The organism is Frondihabitans sp. PhB188 (assembly GCF_003752365.1).
Lineage (GTDB): Bacteria > Actinomycetota > Actinomycetes > Actinomycetales > Microbacteriaceae > Frondihabitans.
Window position 1 is genome coordinate 1 of sequence record NZ_RJUO01000004.1, and the last position, 25,076, is coordinate 25,076.

Consider the following 25,076-nt stretch of genomic DNA (forward strand, 5'->3'; position numbering starts at 1 on the left):
GCCGCCAAGCTCCTGAACTCCACGTTCAAGACCGACGCCGTCAAGCCCGGACTCCTCGTCGGCACCGCCACCATCGCCGCCCAGATCGCCGAGTAATCTCACGCATCACCCCGAACGGCCCGTCGCACTTCGTGCGGCGGGCCGTTCTGCGTGCCCGACGCGCCGGCCTCGCCGCGCGTTCGCAAGGATCGGCAGGGTAGACGTCCTTGTGGGGCGCGCACCAGCTGGCCGATCTCCTTGCCAGCCGTGCACTCCGCGCCCCTTCTCCTCGCGAGCGCACACCCCGTCCTTCCCGAAGGAACAAGGCGCGGCAGCGGGCTAGTGGAGCTTCGCGTCGCGCACGCGATCGAAGACGTCGGGATAGTCGCTCAGCGCCGACCAGTGCTTCTGCGGCCACGTGATCACGAACGCGCGGCCGACGACGTCGCTGATCGGGACGTACGGGGAGACGTCCTTGCGGGCGTTGTGGTACTCCGAGTCGGCCGAGTCGTACCGGTTGTCGCCCATCACCCAGAGCATGCCGGGCGGAACCGTCACCGAGAAGTCGTTCGGCGACGCCTTCGTCTGGTTGGCGGCGATGGTGATGTAGGGCTCCTTGATCGGGACGCCGTTCACCTGGAGCTCGCCCGACGCGTTGCAGCAGGACACCGTGTCGCCGGGCAGGCCGATGACGCGCTTGATGAGGTGGTCGTCGCTGTCGTGCGTGCCGAGTCCGACCGCGGTGAGCGCCGACTGGATCGCCTCGACGGCCGCCGGCTGCGGCGCCGTCGCCGGAATCGCGTCGCTGTCGAGCCACCCGCCCGGGTCGGTGAAGACCACAACGTCGCCGCGGTTCAGCGCCGCGACCTTGGGCACGAACTCGTTGACCAGAATGCGGTCGCCGATCTGCAGCGTCGACTCCATCGATCCCGACGGGATGTAGAACGAGCGGACGACGAAGGTCTTCACCACGAAGGAGATGAGCAGGGCGCACGCCAGGATGATGACGATGTCGCGGACGAACCTGAGGGCGCCGTGGCGCGGTCGGACGGGTGCGGTCTGTGTGCTCATGCCGTGCTCCCCCCGCTCGCCGAGCGCCTAATGCGCCGGACCGAGCATGACGGCGAGCAGCGTCGCCGCGCCGCCCACGATGAAGAAGAGGGTTCCGAGCTGCATCGTGCGGGTCTTGTTGCGGTCGGCGATCGGCACCGAGACCTCGAGGATCGGGCAGCCCGACCAGCCGATCATGCCGATGCTGAGGGCGACGAGCACGGAGCCGATCCACCAGAGCGCCGCGAGGCCGGAGTGCAGGAGGGCGGGGCGCCAGCCGGAGGAGAGCAGAAGGCCGAGGCTGAGGGCGACCGTGCCTGTCGAGACGCCGAACCAGGCAGTCCCCGTCCACATGATGCGTTCGAGGTTGTTCTCTGGGGTCATCATCTCGTGGGTCACTGGCTTATCTTGCTCCGACCGAGTCGACAATTCCAATCGACGGAGCGTGTCGATCACTCGTGGTTCGTTGCGAACCTGCCTGTTCTGCGGTTTACTCATCACGACCACTTTGAGATGAGAGACTCTCACACCCTCTAGACCACACCGCCACCACGGATCAGACTTCTCCCCCGGCCTTCATCGGCCTTTCCCCAAGACGGCAGCGGCGACGGGCTGCCCTACCAGCGCGTCGCCTCCCGACCGGGTTCTTCCCGGGCCGGACACCTGCCGAACCCGGGGCGCCGCTCTCTTAGCAGGGGCGGCGACCCCGGGTTTCCTCTGCTCCGAAGCGGACTCCGAGCGGCTAGAGGCCGATGGCCGGCGGCGCGAACCTGTCGCTCAAGAAGCGCCCGTTCGTCTCGAGGGCCCCGGCGTCGTCGGCGAGAGCTGCGTCGCGCAGCCCGCTCACGGCCTCCTCGAGCACGCCGAGCTGATCGAGCAGCTCCTGCGCCGGGGTGGCACCGCTCCGGAGCACGTGCGTGGCGGCCCAGTCGCCGGGGAGCGCGAGGTACGCGCGCAGGGTGTCCGGCAGGTAGGTCGTCGCTGCGCGGGTGAGCAGGAACTCGGGCTCCGCCCGTCCAGCCACGCGAGGCAGCGTGTCGCGGAGCATCGCACTGATGCGGGCCACCCGCTCACCGGCCTCGGCCGGCACCCGGCGCGCCACCCGCGCCGGCAGCGCCGCCAGCCCGGCGTCGAGTGCGGCCTCGTCGACGACGATGTCGTCGCCCGCACCGGCCAGCCCGAGAGCCCTGAGGGCCTGCGCCGCGGTCGCGGAATCTCCGGCCGACGCGGCCACGCTCACCGATACCTGCTCGGCTAGCGCCGCGAGCCACTCGCCGAGCGGCGGCTGACGGCGCGAGATGACGACGCCGCCGCTGACGCGGGCGGCCTCGCACGCGACGCGGTCGCCCCGCTCGACCCGCGCGGTGAGGCGGACCCCGTCGCCGAGGAAGGCGAGCGACGACACCGAGCCCGGACGGCCGGCGAGGCGGTCGGCCATGCTCCGCGAGCGCTCGACCTCGACGGCGGAGTCGCCGACGGCCCTCGGGAGCTCTGTCGCCAGCCGTTCCAGCAGGTCGTGGGCCTCGGTCACCGCGGGGCGTCCGTCAGCGGGAGCACCAGGCTGGGCGTCGCGATGACGTGGTCGTCGCGCAGCGATCGCACGGCGGTGCCGATCGCGAAGAACTCGGTGGTGTGACCGCCCCAGCGGTGCGGCAGCGAGAGCAGCTGGACGCCGACGATGCCCTCGGCGTCGAGCACCTCGGCCTCGGTCTGCATGCGCCCCATGGCCAGCTCGCGCGCGTCGTAGAGCGCCTCGGTGTACTGCGGGATCTCGACGTTCGAGCCCACGGTCGAGAGCGACGCCATCATGCCGCGGTGGGCGATGTGATAGACGCAGGTGCCCATGACGAGGCCCTGCGGGGCGTACCCGGCCTGGATCAGCGTCCAGAAGTCCTGGCCCGAGAGATCGGAGGTGAAGGGCAGGCCGCGGTTGTTCCGCCAGGCACCCGTCGGGGGTGCCTCGTCGGCGATGACGGCGGTGCCGATGGCGACGAACTCGGCGAGGTCGTTGCCGTACTCCTTGAACTCGATCTCGAGCCGCACGCCGACGATCCCGTCGGCCCCGAGGGCGTCGGCCTCGGCCTCCATCCGGGTCATGGCGAGGTCGCGGGCGTGGTACATCGCCTCGGAGAGCTTGTCGAGCTCCATGTTCTTCGACCACTTCGCGATCTGCAGACCCACGTGGTAGACGCTCGACCCCAGCACCAGGCCGACGGGACGGAACCCGGCCTGCTTCACGAGCAGGAACTCGTTGACGCTCAGGTCGGAGGTGAACAGGTGCTTCTTGCCGTCGGCCAGGCGGGCTCGCGCGTCGGGGGGAAGCGAGACGTTCGAGAGGTCGCTCATCGTCGACTCCTTCGGGTGGGTGGGTCGGTCAGGGGGAGCACGTTGAGGATCCGGCCGGTGCCGGGCTTGTCCTTGCCGCGGAAGGCGTGCATCGGACCAGGCGCGAGAACAGTGCCGACGAAGAACGCCTCCGCGTGGAAGTCCTTCTCGCCGCCGCACTCGGTCTCGAACTCGTGCATCTCGGAGCGGTCGACGACGAGGTCGGAGCCGCCCATCGACTCGGCGCGCTTCGACATCAGCGAGCGGGCCTCGCCGCGGGCGGCCTGCTGCACGGCCGACAATCCCTCGATCTCGGTGTTGCCCCAGCTGAGACGCTGCGAGCGCAGCAGGGAGTCCTCGTGCTTCGTCGCGACCGACAGCCCCAGGACGATGCCGCGGGGGACGAGCGACGAGAGGATCGCCGCCGCGGTGTCTTCGGGCGACAGCACGCTCGACCAGACACGGGTGCCGTGCGCCGATGCGCTGACCAGCGAGCCGTCAGCGGAGCGGACCGCGGTTCCTGCCGCCGTGAACTCCCAGATCTGGCCTTCGAGGCGAGCCCGCTTGATGGTGACCCCCACGACCCCTTCGGCTCCGAGTGCGGCCGCCTCGGTGAGCATGCGGTTCAGCGCGCCCTGCCAGGCGGCCTCGAACGCCTTCACGTACGGCCCGAAGCCGCTGTAGCGGTTCGTGTTGCGGCCCGACGTGAAGACGGGGGTCTCGCGGTACTGGGTGAAGCCGGCGATACCGGCGTTCAGGAAGACGCCGTTCGGCTGCGTGGTCGCGTAGCCCAGGCCGTAGACGCCGCACTGGCCGCCGGTCCAGCCCAGGTTCATCACCAGGCAGCCGAAGACCTCGCCGACGGGGGCGAGTCCGGCGCTGCGGAGCGCGGCGGCCGCCGGGGCCGAGAGGAGCGAGCCGGACGTACCGCTGGCGCGCTGGCGCTCGATGCGCTCGTGCGCTGCCGGGGGGAGTCCGCCCGTCCATGGGGTCACTCGCTCATCCAAGCACCCGGTGGGCCCCGGGGCTGGGATTCATGCAGAGTGCGCAGGAACCAGGGTCGGTCGCCCTACGAGGCCGCTCGCGCCGGCAGGTGGTGCAGCGCCTCCGTCGCGAGCTCGGCCGCGATGGCGTCCCCGGCGCCGAGCGCCTCTTTCAGCTTCGTGAACTCGCGCGTGCTGGCTTCGACCCCGAGGATCTCGACGATGTTGGGCAGCCGCAGCTGATAGGCGAGGCCGTCCTCGACGCTGCGGGTGACGCGGATGAGCGGCGGGTTGCCGCAGTTCACGACGAACACGTCGAACAGCTCGACCGCGTGGCCGTTGAGCGCGGCGCCGTCGCCGGCCTTCACGTCGCGCAGGCAGTCGTCGATCGAGGCCTTCGCCTGGGCCACCGCGTCGGCGGGCATGCGGCCGACCGCGAGCCGGACCACTCCGCCGAACAGGACGCCCAGGGTCTGCAGCGAGTCGACCGCCGCGTCGGGGTCGGGGATCGCGACGCGCGTATAGCGGTTGGGCTCCATCTCGATGAGGCCAGCGTGCGCGAGATCGGCGAGGGCTTCGCGGATGGGCGTGCGGGAGACGCCGAGCCACTTGAGGAGGTCGTCGTCGCTGAGACGCTCGCCGGCTTCGAGGGTTCCGTCGAGGATCGCGGCGCGGATCTGCTGCCGGACCCGGTCGCGGAGAAGCTCGCGCTCCTGCGACGGCCCACCTGGGGGGACTGGCATGTTCTTCACCTTTCTCACACGATATGCGAGACGCTAACAGGTGGGATGCCGATCGGTTCGCAAGCCGGGCTGTGTCGTCGCGGGCTGTCCGTTCACTCCAGTCGCAAATCGGGAGGCGGGGCAGTCGACTCGCGCACGATCAGCCGCGTCGCCAGCTCGACTCGCGTCGCGCTGCGCGAGGCCGACGCCCCGTTCGAGCGCTGCCGGATCTCGTCGAGCAGGATCCTCAGGGCAGTCGCACCCATCCCGGCGGTGAGCTGCTGCACGGTCGTCATCGGCGGGCTCGCCCACTGCGCCTCCGGGAGGTCGTCGAAGCCGACGACGCTGAGGTCGTCCGGAATGCGCAGACCGAGCTCGGCGGCCGCGTCGTAGATCCCGAACGCCATGCTCTCCGAGCACGCGAACAGGGCTGTCGGCCGATCGGCGTCGGCCAGCATCGGGAGCGCCGCGCGACGGCCGTCGATCCGCGACCACTCGCTGTGGGCGACCCATCGGTCGGGGACTCCGCGCCCCGCATGCCGGAGCGCGGTGCGGAAGCCGTCGACGCGGGCGTCGTTGAACAGGGTCCCGTGAGCTCCGTCGATGATGCCGAGGCGCATATGGCCGAGCGAGACGAGGTGCTCACCGGCCGATCGGCCGCCCTCCCAGTTGGTCGCGCCGACGCTCGCGATGTCGTCGGGCGGCCGGACGACCGGGTCGACGAGCACGACCGGCACGGATGCCGCCGTGAGCCCGGCCAGCTGCATCGCCGTCGGCCCGACCCCGACGATGACGGCACCCTCCGAGCGGCGACGCAGCAAGCGGGTCACCCACTCGTCGCGATCGCGGGCCACCGTGATGACGATCCCGATGCCGGCCTCGGCGGCGGCGGCCTCCACCCCTCCGAGCGCTCGGGCTGCCCACGAGTTGTCGACGGCCGTCAGGACGAGGTCGACCAGGGCGGGCACCGCGGTGGCGGCCGTCGGCCGAGCGCTCGCCCGTGCCCGGTAGCCGGTCGCAGCCACGGCCTTCAGGACGCGCTCCCGGGTCGTGGCCGAGACGTCTGTGCCGCCGCGAAGCACCTTCGAGACCGTCGGAATGCTGGTGCCCGCCAAGACGGCGACCTCCTGGAGGGTCGGTCGGATCGCGGGCATGGGATCACGGTAGTGATGTCATGTAATTTGCGCAAACTAATTTGTCTTGCACCCCAACAAAGCCTGGTGCATACTCTCGGCAAGCGCGAGTTCGGTGACGATATTGCGCAAACTCACCGTTCAAAGAAGAACAAGTCGCGGGCACCACCGCGACAGGAGGAAAGTCGATGACGACAACGAAGACAGCGGTCTCGCGCCGCGGATTCCTGGGGCTGATCGGAAGCGCGGCAGCCGTGACCACACTGGCGGCCTGCTCCGGCGGCGGCGGCGGCGGGGCGTCCGGAGCCATGAAGTTCTGGAACATGCCCTGGGGCGGCCCGGCGTTCAACCCGCTCGACAAGACCATCACGCTCGACTACAAGCCGAAGTCGGGTCTGCCGACTCCGACCTATCAGGCCATCCAGTGGGCCAACTTCACCCAGACCTTCGCGTCGGCGATGGCCTCGAAGACCGGTCCGGCCGTGAGCTCGGGCGGCGGCACGCAGGCCTTCCAGTTCGACAAGCAGGGCTTCATCGCCCACGCGGACGACCTCCTCGACAGCTGGAAGTCGAACGGCCTCTTCGACGACTTCCTGCCCGGGCTCCTCGACACCATGAAGACGCCGAACGGCTACGTCGCCATCCCCTACAACCTCGACATGCGGGTGCTCTGGTACAACAAGAAGCTGCTCGACAAGGCCGACGCCGAGGTTCCCACCGACTGGCAGTCCTACCTCGACACGGCGGCGGCCCTGAAGAAGATCGGCGTCTACGGCTTCGCCGCGAACGGCAACACCAGCGGCGGCAACGCCTTCCAGATGATCACGGGCTTCATGATCAACAACGGCGGCGGCATCTTCGACGAGGACGGCAAGCCGAACCTGGTCACTCCCGCCAACGTCGGCGCGCTCGAGTTCATCGAGGAGAACATCCGCAAGGGCTACGTCGACCCGGGTGCCATCAGCTACACGGCGACGAACTCGAACTCCCAGTGGAAGGCCGAGAAGTTCGGCATGGGCATCGACGTGCCCGGACTGGCGGCGAACGTCGGCGGAAGCCAGGCGGCCGACCTCCTCGTCATGGACCCGATCGAGAGCGACGGCGGCACGAAGGGCGCTCTGTACTTCCCGAACAACATCATGATGTACACGAACACCCCGAGCCAGAAGGGCTCGGAGGAGTTCCTGACCTACTACTACAAGAACATGGCGCAGCTCTGGACCAAGAAGACCGGCATCGGCCTTCCCGTGCTCAAGTCGATCGCCGAGACGCCCGAGTTCAAGTCCGACCCGAACCAGGTGAAGATCGTGAACGACTGGCAGCCGGTCTCGAAGACCTGGGCGGCGCCGGGCGGCTCCGCCCTCTTCGCGAACGTCAGCTACGTCGACAGCACGACGCCGATGTCGGAGTTCGGCCAGGACGTCCTGTCGGGCAAGTCGCCCAAGGCCTCGCTGAGCGCCCTCCAGACGAAGCTGGCATCGCAGATCAAGTAGCTCGAAGCCGACTCAGTCGACCTGGCGCCTCGCCTGGTTCGCCCGGCGCCGCACGGATCGCGGCGGCGCCAGGGCGAGCTGGGCGCCCACGTCGCCGACGACGCTCTCGAGCACGGACAGCTGGGCGTCGTCGATGCGGTCGAGCAGCAGGTGCCGCACGAGTGCCGTGTGCTGAGGCAGGAACTCCGCGATCCGATCGCGGCCGACCTCGGTGACGCGGACTTCGACCGAGCGCTCATCCCGCGTTGATGCCCGGCGCTCGACCATGCCCGCCGCCTCGAGCTTGTCGACCTGGTACGTGATGCCGCTGCGCGACGTCACGAGCCCGTCGGCGATCTCGGTCATGCTCAGAACCCCGGCCGGCGCGGCGAGCAGCCGCTGCAGGATCCCGAACTGCACGATCGTGATCCCGGCGATGTCGCGCACCTGCTCGTCGAGGAGCGCCCGGACCGAGTCGACGGTCTCGACGAGCCCGAGCCAGACGCCGATCTCGCGGTGAGAGAGGGGTGCCGTGTGCTCGGAGAGCTCGTCGAACGAATCGGGAATGGTCACGCAGTGCCTCAGGTTGTTTCGAATTAGAAGCAGATGTTCACAGGAACACCGCTCGTCCTAAGGAGATTCTCATGCAAGCAGTGCAGTTCCGAGCCTATGGCAGCCCCGATGTCCTCGACGTGGTCGACACCTCCGAGCCGGTCGCGCCCGCCGGGGGCGTCCTGATCCGAGTGATCGCGTCCGGCGTGAACGGCCTCGATGCCATCCTCCGCCAGGGGTTCATGGCCGAGCAGATGCCCGTCGAGTTCCCGGCCGGGGTCGGTCTCGAGGCATCGGGCGAGGTGCTGGCGGTCGGCGAGGGCGTCACCGGCACGGCCGTGGGCGACGTCGTGTTCGGGTTCGGGGCGGCGACCGCCGCCGAGAAGGCCGTGCTGGTGACGTGGGCGGCAGTTCCTGCGACCGTGGATCCGATCGAGGCCGGCGGCTGGGCCGTCGCGATCGAGACGGCCGGGCGGGTCCTGACCCTGCTCGCCCCGGCCGAGGGATCGACCGTCTTGGTGAGCGGCGCCTCGGGCGGCGTCGGCACCGCGCTCGTGCAGCTCGCGGTCGCCCGCGGTCTGCGCGTGATCGGGACGGCGAGCGAGGCGAACCAGGAGCGCGTCACGGCGCTCGGCGCCACGGCCGTCGTCTACGGCGACGGCCTCGCCGACCGCGTTCGCGCGACTGCGCCCGAAGGCGTCTCAGCCGCGTTCGACCTGGCCGGGTCGGGGATCGTCCCTGAGCTGATCGAGATCGTCGGCGACGCGTCGCACGTCATCTCGATCGCCGACTTCAGCGCCCCGGAGCACGGCGCCCGCGTCTCGACGTCGCAGACCGAGGCCGACCCGGCCGCCTCGTTCGCCGAGGCGATCGCCATCGACGGGTTCGGGATCCCCGTGGCGGCCACGTTCCCGCTGGCCCGGGCGGGCGAGGCGCAGGAACTCGTCGCCGGCAAGCACAGCGGCGGCAAGGTGCTCCTCGTCCCCTAGCGGACCCGCGCCGACCGCTTGGCTCTCGTCGATCGACCGCGCTAACCTGGGTGAATGCTGAGGGGCGGCGGCGCCGTCGCCCCTCCCTCACGCCACGATCACGAAGGAACATCGATGTCGACTCCTCCCGCCTACCCCACGCCCGCAAAGCAGCAGAACGAGCCGCCCCGCGACCAGCCGTACTACGGCGCTTCGCCGGTTGCGGCGGTCAAGCGCTTCTTCCAGAAGTACGCCACCTTCTCGGGTCGGGCGAGTCGTTCCGAGTTCTGGTGGTGGATCCTCGCGAACTTCGTCGTGACCCTGATCCTCAGCAGCATCTGGGGTGCGAGCCACCCGATGGACATGACGACGACCACTTTCAACTTCACCACGTTCGCACAGCAGAGCTCCGACCCGCTGTCGGGCGTCTGGGGTCTCATCACCCTCGTGCCGAACCTCGCGATCTCGTGGCGACGACTGCACGACACCAACCGCAGCGGCCTGTGGATCCTGATCAACCTGATCCCGATCGTGGGGTGGATCATCTATATCGTGTTCGTGGCGTCCGGCCCGAAGCCCGAGGGTGCTCGCTTCGACAAGCGCTGACGGCTGATCGCCCGTCCCTGACGAAGGAAGGCGGCGCGGGTGCTCCCTGTGGGGGATGCACTCCGCGCCGCCTTTCCTCGTGGGGCGTGCAGATTCGAGTCGGGATCCTCGTGAGGAGCCGCGGCGTCCTTATCTGAGGACGCCGAAGGCCGCTCTACGGGGCGCTGTCGAGGTCGATCTCGTCGCCCTCGAGGTCGTTCTCGGCGTACTCGGGCTCACCCTCGGTCGGCGCACCGCCCGTCGGGCCGTCGTTGCCCTCGCCGACGCCCGGCTCGACCGTCTCGCCGGCCACGGCGTCGTTGGTCGTGATGGCGTTGGCGGCCTCGAACTCGGCCTCCGGGTCGCTTGCGTCGGTGAAGGGCTCGTCGGCGGACGGCGCGTCGCTCATCAGGAGTCCAGCCCGAGCTGCTTCTGCAGGCCGGCCTCGTCGGTGGCGCCCCAGCGCTCGACGATCAGGCCCTCGTCGTTGAACTTGGCGACCTGAATGCCGCGCACGGTGAACGACTTGCCCGTCGGCTCGGCTCCCTGGAACGGACCGGTGTGCGTGCCGTGGATCGTGAAGACCGCCGTGACCTGCTCGTCGTCGGCCACGAGCGTCTCGACCGAGAGGTCGAGGTCGGGGAACGCCTCCAGGAACGACGACCAGAACTCCTGAATGCCCGCCAGGCCGGCCGACGCGTCGGGAGCCGGGTCGTGGTCGACGACGTCCGCGTGGAACGCCTCGCCGAGTCGCGATACCTCGCGAGCGGTGATGATGTCGCCGAGCTTCTGCTGGGTTGCGATGTTGGTTTCCTTAGCCATGGGCCCGGTCTACTCCGGCCGCGTCCCTTCCACTCAGCAGACGGGGGACAGCCGAGAGATGCAGGTACACGAGGATCGCCGGGGCAGGCGTCCTCGTGGCGGGCGCAGGAACGCGCAGAACTCCTCGTCGGCCCCACATATCGCGCCCGATATCCTCGCGGGCGCACGCGCCGTCCGTGCCGGAGGACGCCGCCTGAATAAGGTGGGAGTGCACACGCGCCCCGACCCGGAAGAGACCATGGACGACCCTCAGGCCACCGAGACCGATCGCGAGTTCCTGCGCGCGACAATCGCCGTCGCGACGCGCTCGCGCGAGCACGGCAACCACCCGTTCGGCGCCGTGCTCGTCGACGACCAGGGCCGCGTCGTGCTCGAGGCCGAGAACGGCGTCACCACCGAGCACGACATGCTCTCGCACGCCGAGGTCACCCTGGCGCGCCAAGCGTGGCGGCTCTTTGGCGCCGAGCGGCTCGCGGGCTACTCGCTCTACACGAGCGCCGAGCCGTGCGCCATGTGCTCGGGCGCGATCTACTGGTCGGGGATCGGCCGCGTCGTCTACGCCCTCGCCGAGCGCTCGCTGCTCGGCCTCACCGGCGACGACCCCGAGAACCCGACGATGTCGGTCGACTCGCGCGTGGTCCTGAACGGCGGCCAGCGCGCCATCGAGGTCGTCGGCCCGGCCCTCGAAGACGAGGCCGCCGCGCCTCACGCCGGCTTCTGGAACTAGGCGCCCAAGAACTCCTCGACCACGTCGGCGAACTCGTCGGGCCTCTCGATCTGCGGCATGTGGCCGGTCTTCGCGAACACGTGGGTCGTCGCGTGCGGGAGGGCGGCCCGGGCCGCCGCCAGGTGCGAGAACGGCAGCACGTGGTCGTGGTCGCCCCACACGACGAGGGTCGGGATCGCGAGCGGGCGGAGCTCGCTCAGCAGAGCCTCGCGCCACTCGTCTCTGACCCCGCCGAAGGTGCCGAGATCCTGCGCCAGGTCTCGGAGGGTGCGTGTGTGCGAGGGCAGCTGCGCGAGGGCGAACGCATGGTCGACGCGCTCGGGTGTCGCGAGCGACTTGCGGTAGAACACCGACTCGACCGTCTGCTGCGAGGTGGCGCGGCTCGGCCTCGTCAGGAGCGCGCCGATCGGCGGCACCGAGACCAGCCGCAGCGCGAGCGCCACCTCCGACCCGAAGCCGGCGCTGTCGGCCAGCACCAGCTCTGACACGCGCGTCGGATGGGCCACGGCGAAGGTCATCGCCACGGCACCGCCGAGCGAGTTGCCGAGCACCGGCACTGCGCCGGCGACGCCCACGGCGTCCAGGAAGGCGGGCAGGATCGCGGCCAGCGTCGAGAGGGTCGACCGCCCGGGCCGCCGCGCCGAGTACCCGAACCCGGGCAGGTCGAGGCTGTAGACCGTGTGCCGCTCGGCGAGCAGCTCGTGCTGCTCGGTCCAGTCGTCGAGGCTCTGGCCGATGCCGTGCAGCAGGAGCACCGGCGACCCGGCTCCGGTGACGCGGTACCGGAGCCGAGTTCCTGCGACCGTGATGAACGCGGTGCCCGGCAGCGCCAGTGGGTCGTCCTCGCGAGGAGAGACGGCTTCGCCCCGCCGGCCGAAGCGCACGTGGTCGCCGGTGCGCCCGACGCGGAGGAGCCCGTAGTCGCGCACGTAGTTCTGGTGGAGGCGCCACGGGGAGCTCGCACCCTGCTTGGGCATCTGGTCGATGCCGCGCAGCACGTAGCCGGCCTGCAGGTCGATCAGCGACCCGACCTCGCCGCTCGCCACCGAGTCAGGAGCGTCGGGCGCGACCCAGTCGTGACCGCCGCGGTCGAGCCGGCGGAGGAGCCGGACGACGTACTCGGCGACCAGGTCGGCCTTGAGCGTCCAGGACGCGTTGGTGTAGCCGATGGTCAGGGAGAAGTTCGGCACGCCGTCGAGCATCATGCCCTTGTAGGTGAGGCGCTTCGAGTAGTCGACCGCCTCGCCGTCGACCGTCATGGCCATGCCGCCCATGATGAGCAGGTTGAGCCCGGTGGCCGTGACGATCACGTCGGCGTCGAGCTCGGCGCCTGATGCGAGCGCGATCCCCGAGGGCGTGATCGTGCGGATGCGGTCGGTGACGATGTCGGCGGTGCCGGCGCTGATGGCGCGGTAGAGGTCGCCGTCGGGGATCGCGCAGAGCCGCTGGTCCCAGGGCTCGTAAGTCGGCGCGAGGTGGGTGTCGACGGCGAAGCCAGCCGGGAGCTTCGCGACGGCCGACGAGCGCAGGATCGCCTTCATCTTGTCGGGCCGGCGCCGGCTCAGCTGGTACGTGAGCATCGAGAAGCCGATGTTCTTGAGGCGCACGGCGTCGTAGGCGAGCTTCGCCGGGAGTCGTCCGCGGAGACGGTCGGCCAGATGGTCGCGCGACGGCACCGGCGAGATGTAGGTCGGCGAGCGCTGCAGCATCGTGACGTGCTCGGCCGCCTTCGCCATGCTCGGCACGAGCGTGACGGCGGTGGCGCCGCTGCCGACGATGACCACGCGCTTGCCCTCGTAGTCGAGGTCGGCGGGCCAGTGCTGCGGATGCACGATCGGCCCGGCGAAGGTCTCCGCGCCGGGGATCGCCGGCGAGTAGCCCTCGTCGTACCGGTAGTAGCCCGAGCAGACGGAGAGGAAGGAGCACGTCACGGTGACCGTCTCGTCGCCGAGAGCGGCCTCGCCGTCGCCGGTGACGCGGGCCGTGATGGTCCACTGAGCCTCGGCACTCGACCAGTCGGCGCTGACGACGCGGTGGTGGAGGCGGATTCGGTCGGCGAGCCCCTCGTCGCTGACGGTGTCGCGGATGTAGTCGCGGATCGAGTCGCCGTCGGCGATCGCCTTCGCGTCGGTCCACGGCCGGAACGAGTAGCCGAGCGTGTACATGTCGGAGTCGGAGCGGACACCGGGGTACCGGAAGAGGTCCCACGTGCCCCCGACGGCCCCGCGCGACTCGAGCACCAGGAACGACTTTCCCGGCAGGCTGCGCTTCAGTCGGCTGGCCGCGCCGATTCCGCTGAGGCCTGCGCCCACGATCACCACATCCACGTGCTCTGTCATGTCCTGACGGTATCAACACCGTGTCGACTTAATCAACACACTGTCGAGAAAGGTGGCTAGAGTGGCGGCATGCCTGCACGTGGACGCCGCACCACCCGCCCCTCGGGCGACGAGCGCCAGTCGGCGATCCTGTCGACGACCGAGCACATCCTGGCCGAGGGGTCGTTCGACGACATCTCGATCGAAGACATCGCCGCAGGCGCAGGCATCTCGCGGCCCACGTTCTACTTCTACTTCGCGTCGAAAGACGAGGTACTCCTCGCCCTTCTCGACCGGGTGATCACCGAGGTCGAGCACCGCGTCCAGTCGCTGAGCCGCGACTTCGAAGCCGACCCCGCCGGCTCCTGGCAGCGGTCGATCGGGGCGTTCGTCGAGGTGTTCTCGGAGCACCGCGCCGTCGCCGCGGCGACCACGACCGCCCGCCTGCGCAACGCCGAGGTCCAGACCCTCTGGTCGCGCTCGCTCCAGTCCTGGGCCGACTACTCGACAGACGTCATCACGCAGGAACTCGCCCGAGGCGCGGCGATCCCCGGCCCGTCGGCGAGCGACCTCTCCATCGCCCTCAACCTCATGAACGAGCGCGTGCTGTCCGCGACCTTCGGCGGCGACACCCCGTCGATCACGGAGGCCGATGCCGTCTCGACCCTCTCGACCATCTGGATCCGCAGCATCTACGGGTCCGACCTCCCCCTCCACTGAAAGGACCACCCGTGCCCTCCATCTCCACCGTCACCGTTCTCGGAACCGGCGTGCTCGGTTCGCAGATCGCGTTCCAGGCTGCCTTCCACGGCTTCCCCGTCACCGCGTACGACGTCAGCGACGACGCCCTCGCGGCGGCCCGGACCCGGTTCGACGGGCTCGCCGCCCGGTACCAGGCCGATCCCGTCGTCGGGGCGAGCGCCGAGCAGACGGCGGCGGCGCTCGAGCGCCTGACGCTCACCACCGACCTCGCTGCGGCGGCGGCCGACGCCGACCTCGTGATCGAGGCGGTGCCCGAGAGCCTGGACGTGAAGCGGTCGGTGTACTCCGAGCTCGCCGCCTCGGCTCCGGAGAGGACGATCTTCGCCACCAACTCGTCGACCCTCCTGCCCAGCGACCTCAAGGAGTACACGGGTCGGCCGGACCGCTTCCTCGCGCTCCACTACGCGAACGAGGTCTGGCGGTACAACACGGCCGAGGTGATGGGGACGGCCGAGACCGACCCCGCCGTGTTCGAGGCCGTCGTCGACTTCGCGTCGCGGAGCGGGATGGTGCCGATCGAGATCAAGAAGGAGAAGGCGGGCTACCTGCTCAACTCCCTGCTGGTGCCGTTCCTCAACGCGGCGGCCGGCCTGCTGGTGGGCGGCTATGCCGAGCCCGAGATGATCGACAAGACGTGGCGCATCGCGACCGGCTCGCCGTCCGGGCCGTTCCAGATCTACGACGTCATCGGCCTGACGACCCCCTACAACATCGCCGCGGCCAACCCCGACCCGGGATCGCAGGCGTTCGCCGCGTACCTGAAAGAGAACTACATCGACAAGGGCAAGCTCGGCGTGGCCACGGGCGAGGGCTTCTACAGGTATTGATGCCGCGGCGAGAGCCACGGATGTGGGACGACCTCGGCGGCCCCGGACACTCCTTAGTGTGAGTGACTCCGACGAGACCGAGACAGCCCTGTGGGATCGCGCCCTGCGTGACGACGGCGACGCCTTCGGGTCGCTCTTCGACCGTCACCAGGACCGCGTCTACCGCCGCGCCCTCGGCCTCGTCGAGAACGCCCACGACGCCGAAGACATCGTCGGCGCCGCGTTCTTCGAGCTGTGGCGGAAGCGCCGCGCAGTGCGGATCGTCGACGGCTCGATCCTGCCCTGGCTCCTGGTCACCACGGTGAATCTGGCCCGCAACTCGCAGCGGTCGCACTTCCGGCACCAGCGCCTGCTCCGCAGCATGCCGCGCGTCGAGCCGACCGTCGAGCTCGACGCGGGCGCCGTCGAGGCCTCGCGGCGCCTGGCCGAGTCGCTTCGTCGGCTGTCGCCGACCGACGCCGCGCTCTTCGTGCTCGCGAGCCTCGACGAGCTGCCGCTGGCCGAGGCCGCCGCAGCCGTCGGGCTCAAGCCGTCGACCGCTCGGATGCGACTGCAGCGCGCCCGCACCCGCGTGCGCGCCGATCTCCACGATCTGAACCCCGCCATCCACCTCACCGCCGAAGGACACCGCTCATGACCGCGCCTCAGCTCGACACCGACTTCGCCCGGGCCATCCGCACCGAGCTCACCGCCATCGGCACGAAGGGCAGCCGCCTCCAGCGTCGCCAGCGCACGGCGCGCACCGTGGCCTGGAGCCTCGGCGCCCTCGCCCTCGCCGGTGCCACGACTGGCGCGGCCGTGGCCATCGCGAACCAGCCGGGCTCGACGACAGTGACCGCCATCGGCACATCCGTGACCGTCACGCACACGGGCACCGGCACCATCGATCTCGGCGCTGTCCCCGACAGGGCCGGCGTCGTCGTCATCGACCTCACCTGCGACAACGGCGTCGGCCAGGCCTTCGTCGAGACGACACCCGGTGACGACGGAAACCCCACCGCGCAGGGGATCGACTGCAGGAACGCCGACCACCCGATGCACGTCAGCGACGGCCTGCTGCCCGCCGACGGCTCGACCTCCATCACCGTGAAGGCCGAGCCCGAGACCACCTGGACAGCCACCGCCCGCTACGCCACCTCGACGACCAGCCCGTGGGGCGTCAACGCGAACGGCCAGACGTACGGCACGCCGAACGGCCACGGCTACCCCGACCTCGTTCCTCTGCGCGCCGACAACGGGAAGCTCGGCTACGCCCTCGCCACAGAGGCCTGGCAGCTGACCCCGGCATCCGAGAAGCTGACGTCGATCACGGTCTACGAGAAAGACGGCACGACGGTGATCGGCACGAGCAGGGTCGAGCACGCCACCGAGATCCCGGTCGACCCGAGTCTCATCCCGTACGGCGTGGCCACCGAACCCACCGGCAAGTAGGCACCGGCCCACCCGCGCCCTAGGGTCAGGTATGACCCGCACCGATTCCGCACCCGAGCTGCTCCGCCTCGGCATCCTGGCCACGTCGCGCAAACCCGACGAACGTCGCCTGCCGATCCACCCGGCCCACCTCGAGCGGATCGACGCCGACCTTCGCGCGAACATGACGCTCGAGCGCGGCTACGGCAGCCGGTTCGGCATCGACGATGCCGAGATCGAGCCCCTCGTCGGCCGCATGGCGGATCGCGCTGAGGTCATCGCGGGCACTGTCGTCGTCCTGCTCCCGAAGCCCCAGGCGCAGGATCTCGCCGACCTCCGCGACGGCCAGGTGCTCTGGGGCTGGCCCCACTGCGTCCAGGACCGCGCCCTCACCCAGCTCGCCATCGACAAGGGCCTCACCCTCATCGCCTGGGAGGCCATGAACCACTGGCAGGCCGACGGCGGCTTCGGGCTCCACGTCTTCCACAAGAACAACGAGCTCGCCGGCTACTGCTCCGTGCTGCACGCGCTCCAGCTCTGCGGCTCGACCGGCGACTACGGGCGCCGCCTCAGCGCCGTCGTCATCGGCTTCGGAGCAACTGCCCGCGGCGCCGTCACGGCGCTGAACGCCCACGGCATCCACGATGTCCGCGTGCTCACCCACCGCGACACGGCGGCGGTCGGCTCGCCCATCCCGTCCGTCGACATCATCCAGTTCGAGCACAACCCCGAGGCCCCCTACGAGAGCACGGTCCACTCCGAGCACGGGCCGGTCAAGCTCGCCCCCTATCTCGCCGCCAACGACATCGTCGTGAACTGCACGCTGCAGGATCCGAACGCCCCGCTGACCTACCTCCGCGTCGCCGACCTCGGCGCCTTCCGGCCCGGCAGCCTCATCGTCGACGTCTCGATCGACGAGGGCATGGGCTTCGACTGGGCGCGCACGACCACCTTCGCCGACCCGATGATCACCGTCGGCGGCACCACCAACTACTACGCCGTCGACCACAGCCCCTCGCTCCTCTGGAACTCCTCGACCTGGGAGATCAGCGAGGCCCTGATGCCGTTCCTCCGCACTGTCATGGAGGGTCCGGCGTCGTGGTCGGGATCGGAGACCATCCGGCGGGCGATCGAGATCGATGCGGGTCACGTCCGCAACGAGGCGATCCTGGAGTTCCAGGGCCGGTCGGCCGAGTTCCCGTACGAGCCGCTGGCCTGATCGCTCTGCCGGAGGGTGTTGGCTGTCGTCATGCCCTCGCTCTCCGGAATCGACCACATCGCCCTCACCGTCCGCGACCTCGACGCAAGCGCCGCCTTCTACCGGCGCCTCTTCGGGTTCGAGCCGATCGGAGAGCTCGAGGGCGAGGGGCTGAACCGCCGCCTGTTCCGGCTCCCGTCGGGCACGAACGTAGGCCTCACCCAGCACGAGCGCGGAACGACGGGCGACTTCAGCCCCTTCACGCCGGGACTCGACCACCTGGGATTCGGCGTCGACGGCCTCGCCGAGCTGACCGCCTGGGCCGAGCACCTCGACTCCCAGGGCATCGCGCACTCCGGTCTCGTCGAGGCCCCCTACGGAACAGCGCTCAGCGTCAAGGATCCCGACGGCGTCGCCCTCGAGTTCTTCGTCGGCGCCTGACCGCGGCGCGCCCGGGGCGCCGCGAGGGCTACCGGGGGCGCCAGTCGGAGCGCAGCAGGCCCATCAGCACGATGTCCTCGTAGCGTCCGCGCAACCACGCGTGCTCGAGCAGCTGCTCCATGGCGGCCGTCGCCTCCGTCGCGGTCGAGCGCGACCTGCCGTGCACTCCGGCTAACCGTTTCACGCACCGCTAACCGTCTGTTCGGTAAGTCTTGCGTGAAACGGTTAGCGCGCCCGGGGCGCAGGAACTGCCGCGGATCCTGCGAAGATCGGCCCATGACCGTCGTGCGCATCGCCGTCCTGTTCGTGTTCGCCGCCATCGCCGAGATCGGCGGCGCCTGGCTCGTCTGGCAGGCCGTGCGCGAAGGGAAGTCGTGGTGGTGGGCCGGCCTCGGCGTCATCGCGCTCGGCACCTACGGTCTCATCGCGACGCTGCAGCCGAGCGCGGAGTTCGGCCGCATCATGGCCGCGTACGGCGGCGTGTTCGTCGCCGGATCGCTGGCGTGGGCGGTGATCGCCGACAAGTTCCAGCCGGATCGCTGGGACATCGTGGGCGCGATGATCTGCCTCGCCGGAGTGGCCGTGATCATGTTCGCCCCGCATGCGCGGTCGGCGGCGTGACGGCCGGCGAGCCGCGACGCCGCGATGGGACGACGCCGCGATGCGAGGATGGACGAGTGAGCAGCCCCCGACGTCCGGACGTGACCACGCTCGAGCTGGTCGGCGGGCCCGAGGCGGTCACCGTCGCGCTCCACGAGTACGACGAGCGCTGGCCCGCCCTGTACGCCGAGCACGAGCGCCGGATCCGCGAGGCTCTCGCCGCGACAGACGCCGTCGTCGAGCACATCGGCTCCACCTCGGTGCCGGGTCTCGCGGCGAAGCCGATCGTCGACGTCGTCATCGCGGTCGACGACATCACCGCCGAGGAGGACTACCTCGAGCCGCTCCTCGCCACCGGCTACGTGCTGCGCGTGCGCGAGCCGGGCCACCGCCTGGTGCGCACCGCGGCCCGCGACGTCCACGTGCACGTCTACGAGCGAGGCGCCCCGCCCATCGCGGCGTACCTGCTGCTGCGCGACCACCTGCGCCGCGACGCCGACGACCGCGCCCTCTACGAGCGCACCAAGCGAGCGCTTCTCGACCGGGCGTGGAGCGACATGAACGACTACGCCGACGCGAAGACCGAGGTCATCGAGGCGATCAAGGAGCGGGCGCGGCGTCGAGATGCCGGTCGGGGTCGCGGCTAGACCGACCGAACCGATCGGTTCCGTGCCAGTCTGGAGGTTCGGGTCAAACCACCGAGGAAAGCGTCTGCCATGGACGGCTACGCCATCTGCAAGGATCGCCGCGACAACTTCGAGCAGATCACTCGGCACGCTGAGACGCACGCGCACCTCATCCGGCTCCTGGAGGAGTGCGCCCCCCTGGGGTCGATGGTGGTCGGGATCGTCCTGAGCTACGGCTCGCAGATCCAGCCGCGAGCGCCGCTCGAACTCATCACCTGACGCTGATCAGGCGCTGACGCCCACCTCGATGACAGCGAAGTCGCCGTCGATGAACTGCTGGTACGACAGGTCGAGAGTGCAGGCGGTCGTGCTGGTCACGGCCGGCTGGACGTGACGGAGATCGCCGAAGCGGTCAGGGCGCCTCTTCGGGTACGTCGCCTGGTGGAACGCGGGGATGTCGCGGTGCGACTCGTAGAGGCTCGTCGGCTGTGCGGGTGCGGGTGCGGGTGCAGTGCCGAGCGCCGAAGCCGGCACGGCAGTCAGGGAAATGGTGTCGGTCATGCGACCTCGGTCTCGGGCGGCGTAGGCCCGGTGTCGATCGGGGTCTCCACTCGACGCGGAACCCGAGATCCGGGCGAATCGTGCGTCGTGCAGGAGGGATCATTCATCCCGATGACCCCAGTCAACCGAGGTGATGCGGATGTGTCCAACCAGGGGGTCGGGGCATTGACGGCGGTCGCGCGGACGACTATCGCTCACGCGGCGTCATATGTACCCCATCCTGTACCCCGCCCGGCAGAAGTGCGACGATTTGTAAAGGGGTACGCGCGCCCAGGGAGAGGCGCATAGAAAGAATCCCGTGCCCCTTCCGCTCGACGCCGTCACCGTTCCCGGCGAACTCTCCGACGCCTCTACCGCGGCCCAGGTGCTGTCTCTCTCGGTGGTGATCCCGGTGAAGAACGACGCGCGGCTGCTCGAGAGCTGCTTGGCCTCCCTCGCGCGGCAGGAGCGGGCACTCGGCTTCCAGCTGATCGTCGTGGACAACGGCTCGACGGACAGCAGCGCGGCCGTTGCGAAGCGAGCGGGCGCCACGGTCCTGTTCGAAGCGAGGCCGAGCATCGCGGCGGCGAGCGAGACCGGCTACGACCACGCGCGCGGCGACATCATCGCGCGCATCGACGCCGACACGGTCCTTCCGGTCGACTGGGTTCGAAACCTCCTCGACGCCTTCCAAGGTGCTCCCCGCGTCGACGCCGTGACCGGCCCGGCGGGCTTCCTGGACGGCCCGCGGCTTCTCCGACGCCCCGCCGCCGTCGCCTATCTCGGCGCCTACTTCGTCCTGGGCGCCCTGGCCCTGACGCACGTTCCCGTCTTCGGGTCGAACTTCGCTATGCGCCGCTCCGCCTGGGAGTCGGTGCGCAACCAGATCCACCTGTCGCCCGACCTGCACGACGACTTCGACCTCTCGTTCCATCTCGGCGAGCGCCATCGGATCCGCTTCGCACCGCGCGTGCGTGTCGGCATCTCGATGAGGCCGTTGATCGATGGCGCAGGATGGCGGCGGGTGCAACGAGGCTTCCGCTCCGTCGCGATCCACTGGCCGCACGACCTGCCGTGGCGACGACTCGCCCGCGGCTGGCGTCTCAGGCGCGAGGCGTCGCGTCAGCGGCCGGCCGGATGAACCCCGCTCCGATCGCGGCTGCCAGGATGACCGCGCCGGCCACGACGAAACTGGTCTGCATGCCGCTCACGAAGTGAGTGCGGTCGGCGATGAGCACGCCGAAGACCGCTATGGCGACCGCCCCTCCGACCTGCCGGAAGGTGTTGAACACGGCACTGGCGGTACCCGACCGCTCGGCCGGGACGCTGGCCAGGACCACCGAGGTGACGGGCGGCATGGCGACCGACCCGCCCGCTCCCGTGAAGATCGAGCCGACCAGCACGCCCCAGGGGGCGCCGAGGGGCGCCGTCGCGATGAGCACGACGAGGCCGACGACCATCGTGAGGAGCCCGGAGACCACCGGCACCCGCGCGCCGAAGCGGTTCGCCAGAGTGCCGCTGACGATGTTCCCGGCGACCGCGAACGCGGCCGAGGGCAGGAAGACCAGACCCGCGAGCAGCGGCGACAGCCCGAGGTGCTGCTGCAGGTAGAGGCTGTTCACGAACACCGTGCCGAAGTTGCCGACCATGAAGGCGAACCCGACCACCAGCGCGATCCGCATGCCCCTCGGCCTGAGGAGCGGCAGCGGCATCATCGGGTGCCTCACCCGGGATTGAACGCGCAGGAACGCCGCCACCCCCGCCGCACCCACCGCGAACGCGACCACGACCACCGGCGCCCCGAACCCGATGGCGCCGCCCTCGATGAGTCCGAACACGAGGCCGCCCAGAGCCAGAAGCGCCGCCACCTGCCCCGCCCACTCTAACGGCGCCGGTCGGGCCTCCGAGGGGGCGACCGCCCGCAGCAGGAGCAGCATGACGGCGCACACCGGCAGGTTGATCGCGAAGACGAGGCGCCAGTCGAGCGTGGTGAGGGCGCCGCCGAGGACGGGGCCGACCGCGCCGGCGACCGCGCCGCCGACGGCCCAGATCCCGAGGGCACGGGCGCGTTCCTGCGCCCCGGGGTAGGCCTCGCGGATGAGCGCCATCGACGCGGGCAGCATCACGGCGGCGGCTGCGCCCTGGACAGCCCGCGCGGCGATCAGGACGCCCAGGCTGGGAGCGACCGCGCACGCCACGGACGCCACCAGGAAGCCCGCGATGCCGACGCCGAAGGCGCGCTTGGCGCCGATCCGGTCGGACAGGTTGCCGGCGAACAGCAGGAGCGACGCGAAGAGGAGCGTGTACGCGTCGATGACCCACTGCAGCCCCGACGTGCTGCCGCCGAACTCGCGGCCGATCCGGGTCAGCGCGACGTTCACGATCAGGATGTCGAGCGTGATCAGGAAGAAGCCGAGAGACGCCAGGAGGAGGGTTCGGCGCGCGCGAGTGGTCGTCATGGCTCGAGCCTGCCGTTCTGGCCCGGGCGCAGGAAGGTACTGGCGAGAGGTGTACCAGCAGGGCATTCCACGGCGGGCCCCGCGGCCGTAGGTTCGCCTCATGAGCAATTCGGACGAGGTGCGCGAGTTCCTGAGCAGCAGGCGGGGCAGGATCAAGCCCGACCAGGTCGACCTGCCCGCCGGCGGCAACCGGCGCGTTCCGGGGCTCCGCCGCGTCGAGGTCGCGCAGCTCGCCGGCGTGAGCGTCGAGTACTACTCGCGCCTCGAGCGCGGGACCCTGGCCGGCGCCTCCGACGGCGTGCTGCACGCCCTCGCTCAGGCGCTGCTGCTGGACGACGCCGAGCGGGAGCACCTGTTCGACCTCGCTCGCGCCGCGAACGCGTCGCCGATCCCGAGTCGGCGGCGAGCCGCGCGCACCGAGTCGGTGCGGCCCGGGCTGCAGCTGATCCTCGATGCCATCACCGGCGGGCCGGCATTCGTGCGCAACGGCCGCCTCGACATCCTCGCCTCGAACGCGCTCGGCAAGGCCGTCTACTCCGACCTCTATGCCAGCCCCGAGGCGACCCTGCCGGGCAAGCCCCTGAACCTCGCGCGGTTCTGCTTCCTCGACCTCGATCGCGCCGAGCGGTTCTACCCCGACTGGGCGAAGGCGGCCGACCAGACGGTCGCGATCCTGCGGACCGAGGCCGGGCGCGACCCCTACGACAGAGACCTGCAGGACCTCATCGGCGAGCTCTCGACCAGGAGCGAGCAGTTCAGGACCCGGTGGGGTGCTCACGAGGTGCGCCGGCACGCCACGGGAGCCAAGAACTTCCACCACCCCGAGGTGGGCGCGCTCGACATGATCTTCGAGGGCACCGACCTGATCGCCGACCCCGGCCTGAGTCTGCTCATCTACACCGCCGAGCCCTCAAGCCCGACCGCCGAGCGGCTTGCCCTCCTGGCGTCGTGGGCCGCGACTCCGGCCGGCGCCACGGCCGCCCACTCGGCAGCCGACCTCACGAAGGAGAACGACTGATGCAACGACTTCCCAAGAAGCCCACCGCCAAGAACCCCCCCGCCAACTTCACCGGCGACGTCTGGGTCGACTCGATCCTGACCCCGCAGGCCGACGGGCAGCGGGCCAGCGCCGCCAAGGTCCGCTTCTCTCCGGGCGCGCACACCAACTGGCACTCGCACGCGCTCGGCCAGACCCTCTACGTGACCGAGGGGCTCGGCCTCGTGCAGAACCGCGGCGGCGAGATCCTCGAGATCCGTCCCGGCGACACGATCTACACGCCCCCGGGCGAGGAGCACTGGCACGGCGCGACCCCCGACGACTTCATGGAGCACATCGCGCTCATGGACATCCCCGACGACCCGGCGACGGCCACGACGTGGCTCGAGCCCGTGACCGACGCGGAGTACCCGGGGAGCGCCCGGTGAGCGCGGCCGAGGAGCAGGCCGCGCTCTTCCCCGGCGGCGGCCCGTCGCCGCTCAGCACGACCGATCCGGAGTTCTGGGCGTTCTACGCCGACTTCGCCTTCGACCAGACGCTCGCGCACAGCTCGCTCGACCGTCGCGACCGGCTGGTGTATCAGCTCGCCGCGACCATCGCCGTCGGCGCCGTGTCGGAGTACCGCGTGCTGCTGGGTGCGGCCCTGACCATCGGCGTGACGCCGGTCCAGGTCAAGGAGCTCACGTACCAGGCCGTCGCCTACGTCGGCATCGCCCGGGTCGTCGACTTCCTGTTCGCGACCAACGACGAGTTCGCCGCACGAGGTATCGCCGTGCCGCTCGAGGGGCAGTCGACCACCACGCCCGAGACGCGGGCCGCCGTCGGCCGCGCGAAGCAGGAGGAGATCGTCGGGGCCGAGCCGGTCGCCGGCATGTACGCGAGTGCTCCGGACGACGCGGTGCACTTCCAGCAGTTCCTGTCGTCCAACTGCTTCGGCGACTACTACACGCGGACCGGCTTCGACGTGAGGCAGCGCGAGCTCATCACCTTCGCCCTGCTCGTCGCCCTCGGCGGCGCCGACAACCAGGTGCGCGGTCACGTCTCCGCGAACCTCCGCGTCGGCAACACGCGCGCCGACCTGCTCGACGTGCTGACCGTGCTGGTCGCCTACGTCGGCTACCCCCGGACCCTCAACGGCCTGGCGCAGGTGAACGAGGCGGCGCCTGCGTCCTGACACGGGCCGGGAGGCGTCGCGGAGGATGCTCAGAAGGGCGCGTGTACCGTCACGCGCATGGACGACAGCACTCCAGCCCCCGACAGCGCTGCCTCAGAACTGGGCCTGGCGGTCAACGCCGAGGCATCGGCCGCCCTCTCGCAGGATCCCGCCCTGGTCGACGCTGCCGAAGAGAACCTGCGCGACACGGTCGACAGCCTCGTCGACGAGCCCCTCACCGACAGGCAGCAGGACGTCGTGGAGTCGCTCGCGTCCGCGAGCGGCTCGATCACGGCGGGTCTCTCCGGTGCCCTGGCGGCGCAGCAGGACCGCCCCGTCGAGGAGGTCCTCGGCGCCACGGCCCGCGTCCTCCTCGCGCGGCAGGCGCAGGCCGAAGACGACTGACGCCCACCCGCAGAGCTCGTCC

General features: G+C 70.2%; 32 protein-coding genes. 18 read left to right on the forward strand and 14 right to left on the reverse strand.

Annotation, left to right across the window (positions count from 1 at the left end; all coding sequences use genetic code 11):
- Positions 1-318: 318 nt before the first annotated feature.
- The 7 genes from lepB to EDF46_RS12075 form a co-directional block, all read right to left on the reverse strand.
- Complete coding sequence (gene lepB, locus EDF46_RS12045) at positions 319-1,050, reverse strand: signal peptidase I (RefSeq protein ID WP_123506570.1); 732 nt, start codon at positions 1,048-1,050, stop codon at positions 319-321.
- A 27-nt stretch (positions 1,051-1,077) separates the two neighbouring features.
- Positions 1,078-1,428 carry a hypothetical protein gene (locus EDF46_RS12050; RefSeq protein WP_123506571.1) on the reverse strand — a complete coding sequence of 117 codons (351 nt, stop codon included), beginning with the start codon at positions 1,426-1,428 and terminating at the stop codon, positions 1,078-1,080.
- A gap of 343 nt (positions 1,429-1,771) precedes the next feature.
- Entirely contained in the window at positions 1,772-2,560 is a 789-nt protein-coding gene (locus EDF46_RS12055) for a hypothetical protein (protein WP_123506572.1), read from the reverse strand.
- Entirely contained in the window at positions 2,557-3,375 is an 819-nt protein-coding gene (locus tag EDF46_RS12060) for a heavy metal-binding domain-containing protein (RefSeq protein WP_123506573.1), read from the reverse strand. The genes EDF46_RS12055 and EDF46_RS12060 overlap by 4 nt, the downstream gene beginning before the upstream one ends.
- Entirely contained in the window at positions 3,372-4,349 is a 978-nt protein-coding gene (locus tag EDF46_RS12065) for a heavy metal-binding domain-containing protein (protein WP_123506574.1), read from the reverse strand. The genes EDF46_RS12060 and EDF46_RS12065 overlap by 4 nt, the downstream gene beginning before the upstream one ends.
- Positions 4,350-4,423: 74 nt before the next feature.
- Positions 4,424-5,080, reverse strand: coding sequence for a GntR family transcriptional regulator (locus tag EDF46_RS12070; RefSeq protein ID WP_123507088.1), 657 nt, complete (start codon positions 5,078-5,080; stop codon positions 4,424-4,426).
- Between the two features lie 92 nt (positions 5,081-5,172).
- Entirely contained in the window at positions 5,173-6,213 is a 1,041-nt protein-coding gene (locus EDF46_RS12075) for a LacI family DNA-binding transcriptional regulator (protein ID WP_123506575.1), read from the reverse strand.
- A 167-nt stretch (positions 6,214-6,380) separates the two neighbouring features.
- On the opposite strand from EDF46_RS12075, the gene EDF46_RS12080 reads away from it, so the two are divergent.
- Entirely contained in the window at positions 6,381-7,685 is a 1,305-nt protein-coding gene (locus EDF46_RS12080; RefSeq protein WP_123506576.1) for an ABC transporter substrate-binding protein, read from the forward strand.
- Positions 7,686-7,697: 12 nt separating this feature from the next.
- Here EDF46_RS12080 and EDF46_RS12085 read toward each other — a convergent pair whose 3' ends face one another.
- On the reverse strand, positions 7,698-8,237 hold the full coding sequence (locus EDF46_RS12085) for a MarR family winged helix-turn-helix transcriptional regulator (RefSeq protein WP_158614231.1): 540 nt from the start codon (positions 8,235-8,237) through the stop codon (positions 7,698-7,700).
- A 71-nt stretch (positions 8,238-8,308) separates the two neighbouring features.
- Between EDF46_RS12085 and EDF46_RS12090 the strand changes: the two genes are divergently transcribed.
- Positions 8,309-9,205 carry an NADP-dependent oxidoreductase gene (locus tag EDF46_RS12090; RefSeq protein ID WP_123506578.1) on the forward strand — a complete coding sequence of 299 codons (897 nt, stop codon included), beginning with the start codon at positions 8,309-8,311 and terminating at the stop codon, positions 9,203-9,205.
- A gap of 114 nt (positions 9,206-9,319) precedes the next feature.
- On the forward strand, positions 9,320-9,790 hold the full coding sequence (locus tag EDF46_RS12095) for a DUF805 domain-containing protein (RefSeq protein ID WP_123506579.1): 471 nt from the start codon (positions 9,320-9,322) through the stop codon (positions 9,788-9,790).
- A gap of 154 nt (positions 9,791-9,944) precedes the next feature.
- On the opposite strand, the gene EDF46_RS12100 is transcribed toward EDF46_RS12095, so the two are convergent.
- The gene (locus tag EDF46_RS12100) at positions 9,945-10,178 is read right to left on the reverse strand and encodes a hypothetical protein (protein WP_123506580.1); all 234 of its coding nucleotides are present in this window, start codon (positions 10,176-10,178) and stop codon (positions 9,945-9,947) included.
- Entirely contained in the window at positions 10,178-10,591 is a 414-nt protein-coding gene (locus EDF46_RS12105; RefSeq protein ID WP_123506581.1) for an ester cyclase, read from the reverse strand. The genes EDF46_RS12100 and EDF46_RS12105 overlap by 1 nt, the downstream gene beginning before the upstream one ends.
- Before the next feature lie 208 nt (positions 10,592-10,799).
- Between EDF46_RS12105 and EDF46_RS12110 the strand changes: the two genes are divergently transcribed.
- Positions 10,800-11,318 (forward strand): nucleoside deaminase, encoded by a 519-nt coding sequence (locus EDF46_RS12110; protein WP_233580021.1) that lies wholly within the window; start codon positions 10,800-10,802, stop codon positions 11,316-11,318.
- Here EDF46_RS12110 and EDF46_RS18730 read toward each other — a convergent pair.
- Positions 11,315-13,657, reverse strand: coding sequence for an alpha/beta fold hydrolase (locus EDF46_RS18730; RefSeq protein ID WP_123506583.1), 2,343 nt, complete (start codon positions 13,655-13,657; stop codon positions 11,315-11,317). The two genes, EDF46_RS12110 and EDF46_RS18730, sit on opposite strands and share 4 nt — an antisense overlap.
- 69 nt (positions 13,658-13,726) lie before the next feature.
- Here EDF46_RS18730 and EDF46_RS12120 point away from each other — a divergent pair, with 69 nt between their 5' ends.
- Genes EDF46_RS12120 through EDF46_RS12145 form a run of 6 tightly spaced genes read left to right on the forward strand, consistent with a single transcriptional unit; the run spans position 13,727 to position 18,274 of the window.
- Positions 13,727-14,356 (forward strand): TetR/AcrR family transcriptional regulator, encoded by a 630-nt coding sequence (locus EDF46_RS12120; RefSeq protein WP_123506584.1) that lies wholly within the window; start codon positions 13,727-13,729, stop codon positions 14,354-14,356.
- 11 nt (positions 14,357-14,367) lie between these two features.
- The gene (locus EDF46_RS12125; protein WP_123506585.1) at positions 14,368-15,225 is read left to right on the forward strand and encodes a 3-hydroxyacyl-CoA dehydrogenase; all 858 of its coding nucleotides are present in this window, start codon (positions 14,368-14,370) and stop codon (positions 15,223-15,225) included.
- Positions 15,226-15,283: 58 nt separating this feature from the next.
- Entirely contained in the window at positions 15,284-15,862 is a 579-nt protein-coding gene (locus EDF46_RS12130; RefSeq protein ID WP_158614232.1) for an RNA polymerase sigma factor, read from the forward strand.
- Positions 15,859-16,656 (forward strand): hypothetical protein, encoded by a 798-nt coding sequence (locus EDF46_RS12135; RefSeq protein WP_123506587.1) that lies wholly within the window; start codon positions 15,859-15,861, stop codon positions 16,654-16,656. The genes EDF46_RS12130 and EDF46_RS12135 overlap by 4 nt, the downstream gene beginning before the upstream one ends.
- 31 nt (positions 16,657-16,687) lie before the next feature.
- The gene (locus EDF46_RS12140; protein ID WP_123506588.1) at positions 16,688-17,854 is read left to right on the forward strand and encodes a N(5)-(carboxyethyl)ornithine synthase; all 1,167 of its coding nucleotides are present in this window, start codon (positions 16,688-16,690) and stop codon (positions 17,852-17,854) included.
- A gap of 30 nt (positions 17,855-17,884) precedes the next feature.
- Entirely contained in the window at positions 17,885-18,274 is a 390-nt protein-coding gene (locus tag EDF46_RS12145; RefSeq protein ID WP_123506589.1) for a VOC family protein, read from the forward strand.
- Positions 18,275-18,302: 28 nt separating this feature from the next.
- On the opposite strand, the gene EDF46_RS18355 is transcribed toward EDF46_RS12145, so the two are convergent.
- A complete protein-coding gene (locus EDF46_RS18355) occupies positions 18,303-18,440 on the reverse strand; it encodes a hypothetical protein (RefSeq protein ID WP_158614233.1) in 138 nt (45 codons plus the stop codon).
- A gap of 110 nt (positions 18,441-18,550) precedes the next feature.
- Here EDF46_RS18355 and EDF46_RS12150 point away from each other — a divergent pair, with 110 nt between their 5' ends.
- The 3 genes from EDF46_RS12150 to EDF46_RS12160 all read left to right on the forward strand — a co-directional run bounded on the left by EDF46_RS12150 (position 18,551) and on the right by EDF46_RS12160 (position 19,779).
- Positions 18,551-18,895, forward strand: coding sequence for a YnfA family protein (locus EDF46_RS12150; RefSeq protein WP_123506590.1), 345 nt, complete (start codon positions 18,551-18,553; stop codon positions 18,893-18,895).
- Between the two features lie 56 nt (positions 18,896-18,951).
- Complete coding sequence (locus EDF46_RS12155) at positions 18,952-19,521, forward strand: GrpB family protein (protein WP_123506591.1); 570 nt, start codon at positions 18,952-18,954, stop codon at positions 19,519-19,521.
- Between the two features lie 69 nt (positions 19,522-19,590).
- A complete protein-coding gene (locus tag EDF46_RS12160) occupies positions 19,591-19,779 on the forward strand; it encodes a hypothetical protein (RefSeq protein WP_123506592.1) in 189 nt (62 codons plus the stop codon).
- A 6-nt stretch (positions 19,780-19,785) separates the two neighbouring features.
- Here the strand turns inward: EDF46_RS12160 and EDF46_RS12165 are convergent, their stop codons facing one another.
- A complete protein-coding gene (locus EDF46_RS12165) occupies positions 19,786-20,061 on the reverse strand; it encodes a hypothetical protein (RefSeq protein ID WP_123506593.1) in 276 nt (91 codons plus the stop codon).
- A 298-nt stretch (positions 20,062-20,359) separates the two neighbouring features.
- On the opposite strand from EDF46_RS12165, the gene EDF46_RS12170 reads away from it, so the two are divergent.
- Positions 20,360-21,181, forward strand: a complete 822-nt coding sequence (locus EDF46_RS12170) for a glycosyltransferase family 2 protein (RefSeq protein WP_233580022.1) — start codon at positions 20,360-20,362, stop codon at positions 21,179-21,181.
- On the opposite strand, the gene EDF46_RS12175 is transcribed toward EDF46_RS12170, so the two are convergent.
- Positions 21,144-22,499, reverse strand: coding sequence for an MFS transporter (locus EDF46_RS12175; protein WP_123506594.1), 1,356 nt, complete (start codon positions 22,497-22,499; stop codon positions 21,144-21,146). The genes EDF46_RS12170 and EDF46_RS12175 overlap by 38 nt on opposite strands.
- A gap of 100 nt (positions 22,500-22,599) precedes the next feature.
- Between EDF46_RS12175 and EDF46_RS12180 the strand changes: the two genes are divergently transcribed.
- The 4 genes from EDF46_RS12180 to EDF46_RS12195 are packed head-to-tail and all read left to right on the forward strand — an operon-like array spanning position 22,600 to position 25,054.
- Positions 22,600-23,517: a helix-turn-helix domain-containing protein gene (locus tag EDF46_RS12180; protein ID WP_123506595.1), complete on the forward strand. Its 918-nt coding sequence runs from the start codon at positions 22,600-22,602 to the stop codon at positions 23,515-23,517.
- The gene (locus tag EDF46_RS12185; protein WP_123506596.1) at positions 23,517-23,924 is read left to right on the forward strand and encodes a cupin domain-containing protein; all 408 of its coding nucleotides are present in this window, start codon (positions 23,517-23,519) and stop codon (positions 23,922-23,924) included. The genes EDF46_RS12180 and EDF46_RS12185 overlap by 1 nt, the downstream gene beginning before the upstream one ends.
- Positions 23,921-24,670: a carboxymuconolactone decarboxylase family protein gene (locus tag EDF46_RS12190; RefSeq protein WP_123506597.1), complete on the forward strand. Its 750-nt coding sequence runs from the start codon at positions 23,921-23,923 to the stop codon at positions 24,668-24,670. Before EDF46_RS12185 ends, EDF46_RS12190 begins: the two co-directional genes overlap by 4 nt.
- Before the next feature lie 57 nt (positions 24,671-24,727).
- A complete protein-coding gene (locus EDF46_RS12195) occupies positions 24,728-25,054 on the forward strand; it encodes a hypothetical protein (RefSeq protein WP_123506598.1) in 327 nt (108 codons plus the stop codon).
- The last annotated feature ends 22 nt before the right edge of the window (positions 25,055-25,076 follow it).

What these genes read in the sequence shown, in the direction of transcription:
- lepB (WP_123506570.1), bottom strand. Translation starts at nt 1,050, where the DNA reads ATGAGCACACAGACCGCACCCGTCCGACCGCGCCACGGCGCCCTCAGG.
- EDF46_RS12060 (WP_123506573.1), bottom strand. Translation starts at nt 3,375, where the DNA reads ATGAGCGACCTCTCGAACGTCTCGCTTCCCCCCGACGCGCGAGCCCGC.
- EDF46_RS12070 (WP_123507088.1), bottom strand. Translation starts at nt 5,080, where the DNA reads ATGCCAGTCCCCCCAGGTGGGCCGTCGCAGGAGCGCGAGCTTCTCCGC.
- EDF46_RS12075 (WP_123506575.1), bottom strand. Translation starts at nt 6,213, where the DNA reads ATGCCCGCGATCCGACCGACCCTCCAGGAGGTCGCCGTCTTGGCGGGC.
- EDF46_RS12080 (WP_123506576.1), top strand. Translation starts at nt 6,381, where the DNA reads ATGACGACAACGAAGACAGCGGTCTCGCGCCGCGGATTCCTGGGGCTG.
- EDF46_RS12090 (WP_123506578.1), top strand. Translation starts at nt 8,309, where the DNA reads ATGCAAGCAGTGCAGTTCCGAGCCTATGGCAGCCCCGATGTCCTCGAC.
- EDF46_RS12095 (WP_123506579.1), top strand. Translation starts at nt 9,320, where the DNA reads ATGTCGACTCCTCCCGCCTACCCCACGCCCGCAAAGCAGCAGAACGAG.
- EDF46_RS12100 (WP_123506580.1), bottom strand. Translation starts at nt 10,178, where the DNA reads ATGAGCGACGCGCCGTCCGCCGACGAGCCCTTCACCGACGCAAGCGAC.
- EDF46_RS12105 (WP_123506581.1), bottom strand. Translation starts at nt 10,591, where the DNA reads ATGGCTAAGGAAACCAACATCGCAACCCAGCAGAAGCTCGGCGACATC.
- EDF46_RS18730 (WP_123506583.1), bottom strand. Translation starts at nt 13,657, where the DNA reads ATGACAGAGCACGTGGATGTGGTGATCGTGGGCGCAGGCCTCAGCGGA.
- EDF46_RS12120 (WP_123506584.1), top strand. Translation starts at nt 13,727, where the DNA reads ATGCCTGCACGTGGACGCCGCACCACCCGCCCCTCGGGCGACGAGCGC.
- EDF46_RS12135 (WP_123506587.1), top strand. Translation starts at nt 15,859, where the DNA reads ATGACCGCGCCTCAGCTCGACACCGACTTCGCCCGGGCCATCCGCACC.
- EDF46_RS12140 (WP_123506588.1), top strand. Translation starts at nt 16,688, where the DNA reads ATGACCCGCACCGATTCCGCACCCGAGCTGCTCCGCCTCGGCATCCTG.
- EDF46_RS12145 (WP_123506589.1), top strand. Translation starts at nt 17,885, where the DNA reads ATGCCCTCGCTCTCCGGAATCGACCACATCGCCCTCACCGTCCGCGAC.
- EDF46_RS12150 (WP_123506590.1), top strand. Translation starts at nt 18,551, where the DNA reads ATGACCGTCGTGCGCATCGCCGTCCTGTTCGTGTTCGCCGCCATCGCC.
- EDF46_RS12160 (WP_123506592.1), top strand. Translation starts at nt 19,591, where the DNA reads ATGGACGGCTACGCCATCTGCAAGGATCGCCGCGACAACTTCGAGCAG.
- EDF46_RS12165 (WP_123506593.1), bottom strand. Translation starts at nt 20,061, where the DNA reads ATGACCGACACCATTTCCCTGACTGCCGTGCCGGCTTCGGCGCTCGGC.
- EDF46_RS12175 (WP_123506594.1), bottom strand. Translation starts at nt 22,499, where the DNA reads ATGACGACCACTCGCGCGCGCCGAACCCTCCTCCTGGCGTCTCTCGGC.
- EDF46_RS12180 (WP_123506595.1), top strand. Translation starts at nt 22,600, where the DNA reads ATGAGCAATTCGGACGAGGTGCGCGAGTTCCTGAGCAGCAGGCGGGGC.
- EDF46_RS12185 (WP_123506596.1), top strand. Translation starts at nt 23,517, where the DNA reads ATGCAACGACTTCCCAAGAAGCCCACCGCCAAGAACCCCCCCGCCAAC.
- EDF46_RS12195 (WP_123506598.1), top strand. Translation starts at nt 24,728, where the DNA reads ATGGACGACAGCACTCCAGCCCCCGACAGCGCTGCCTCAGAACTGGGC.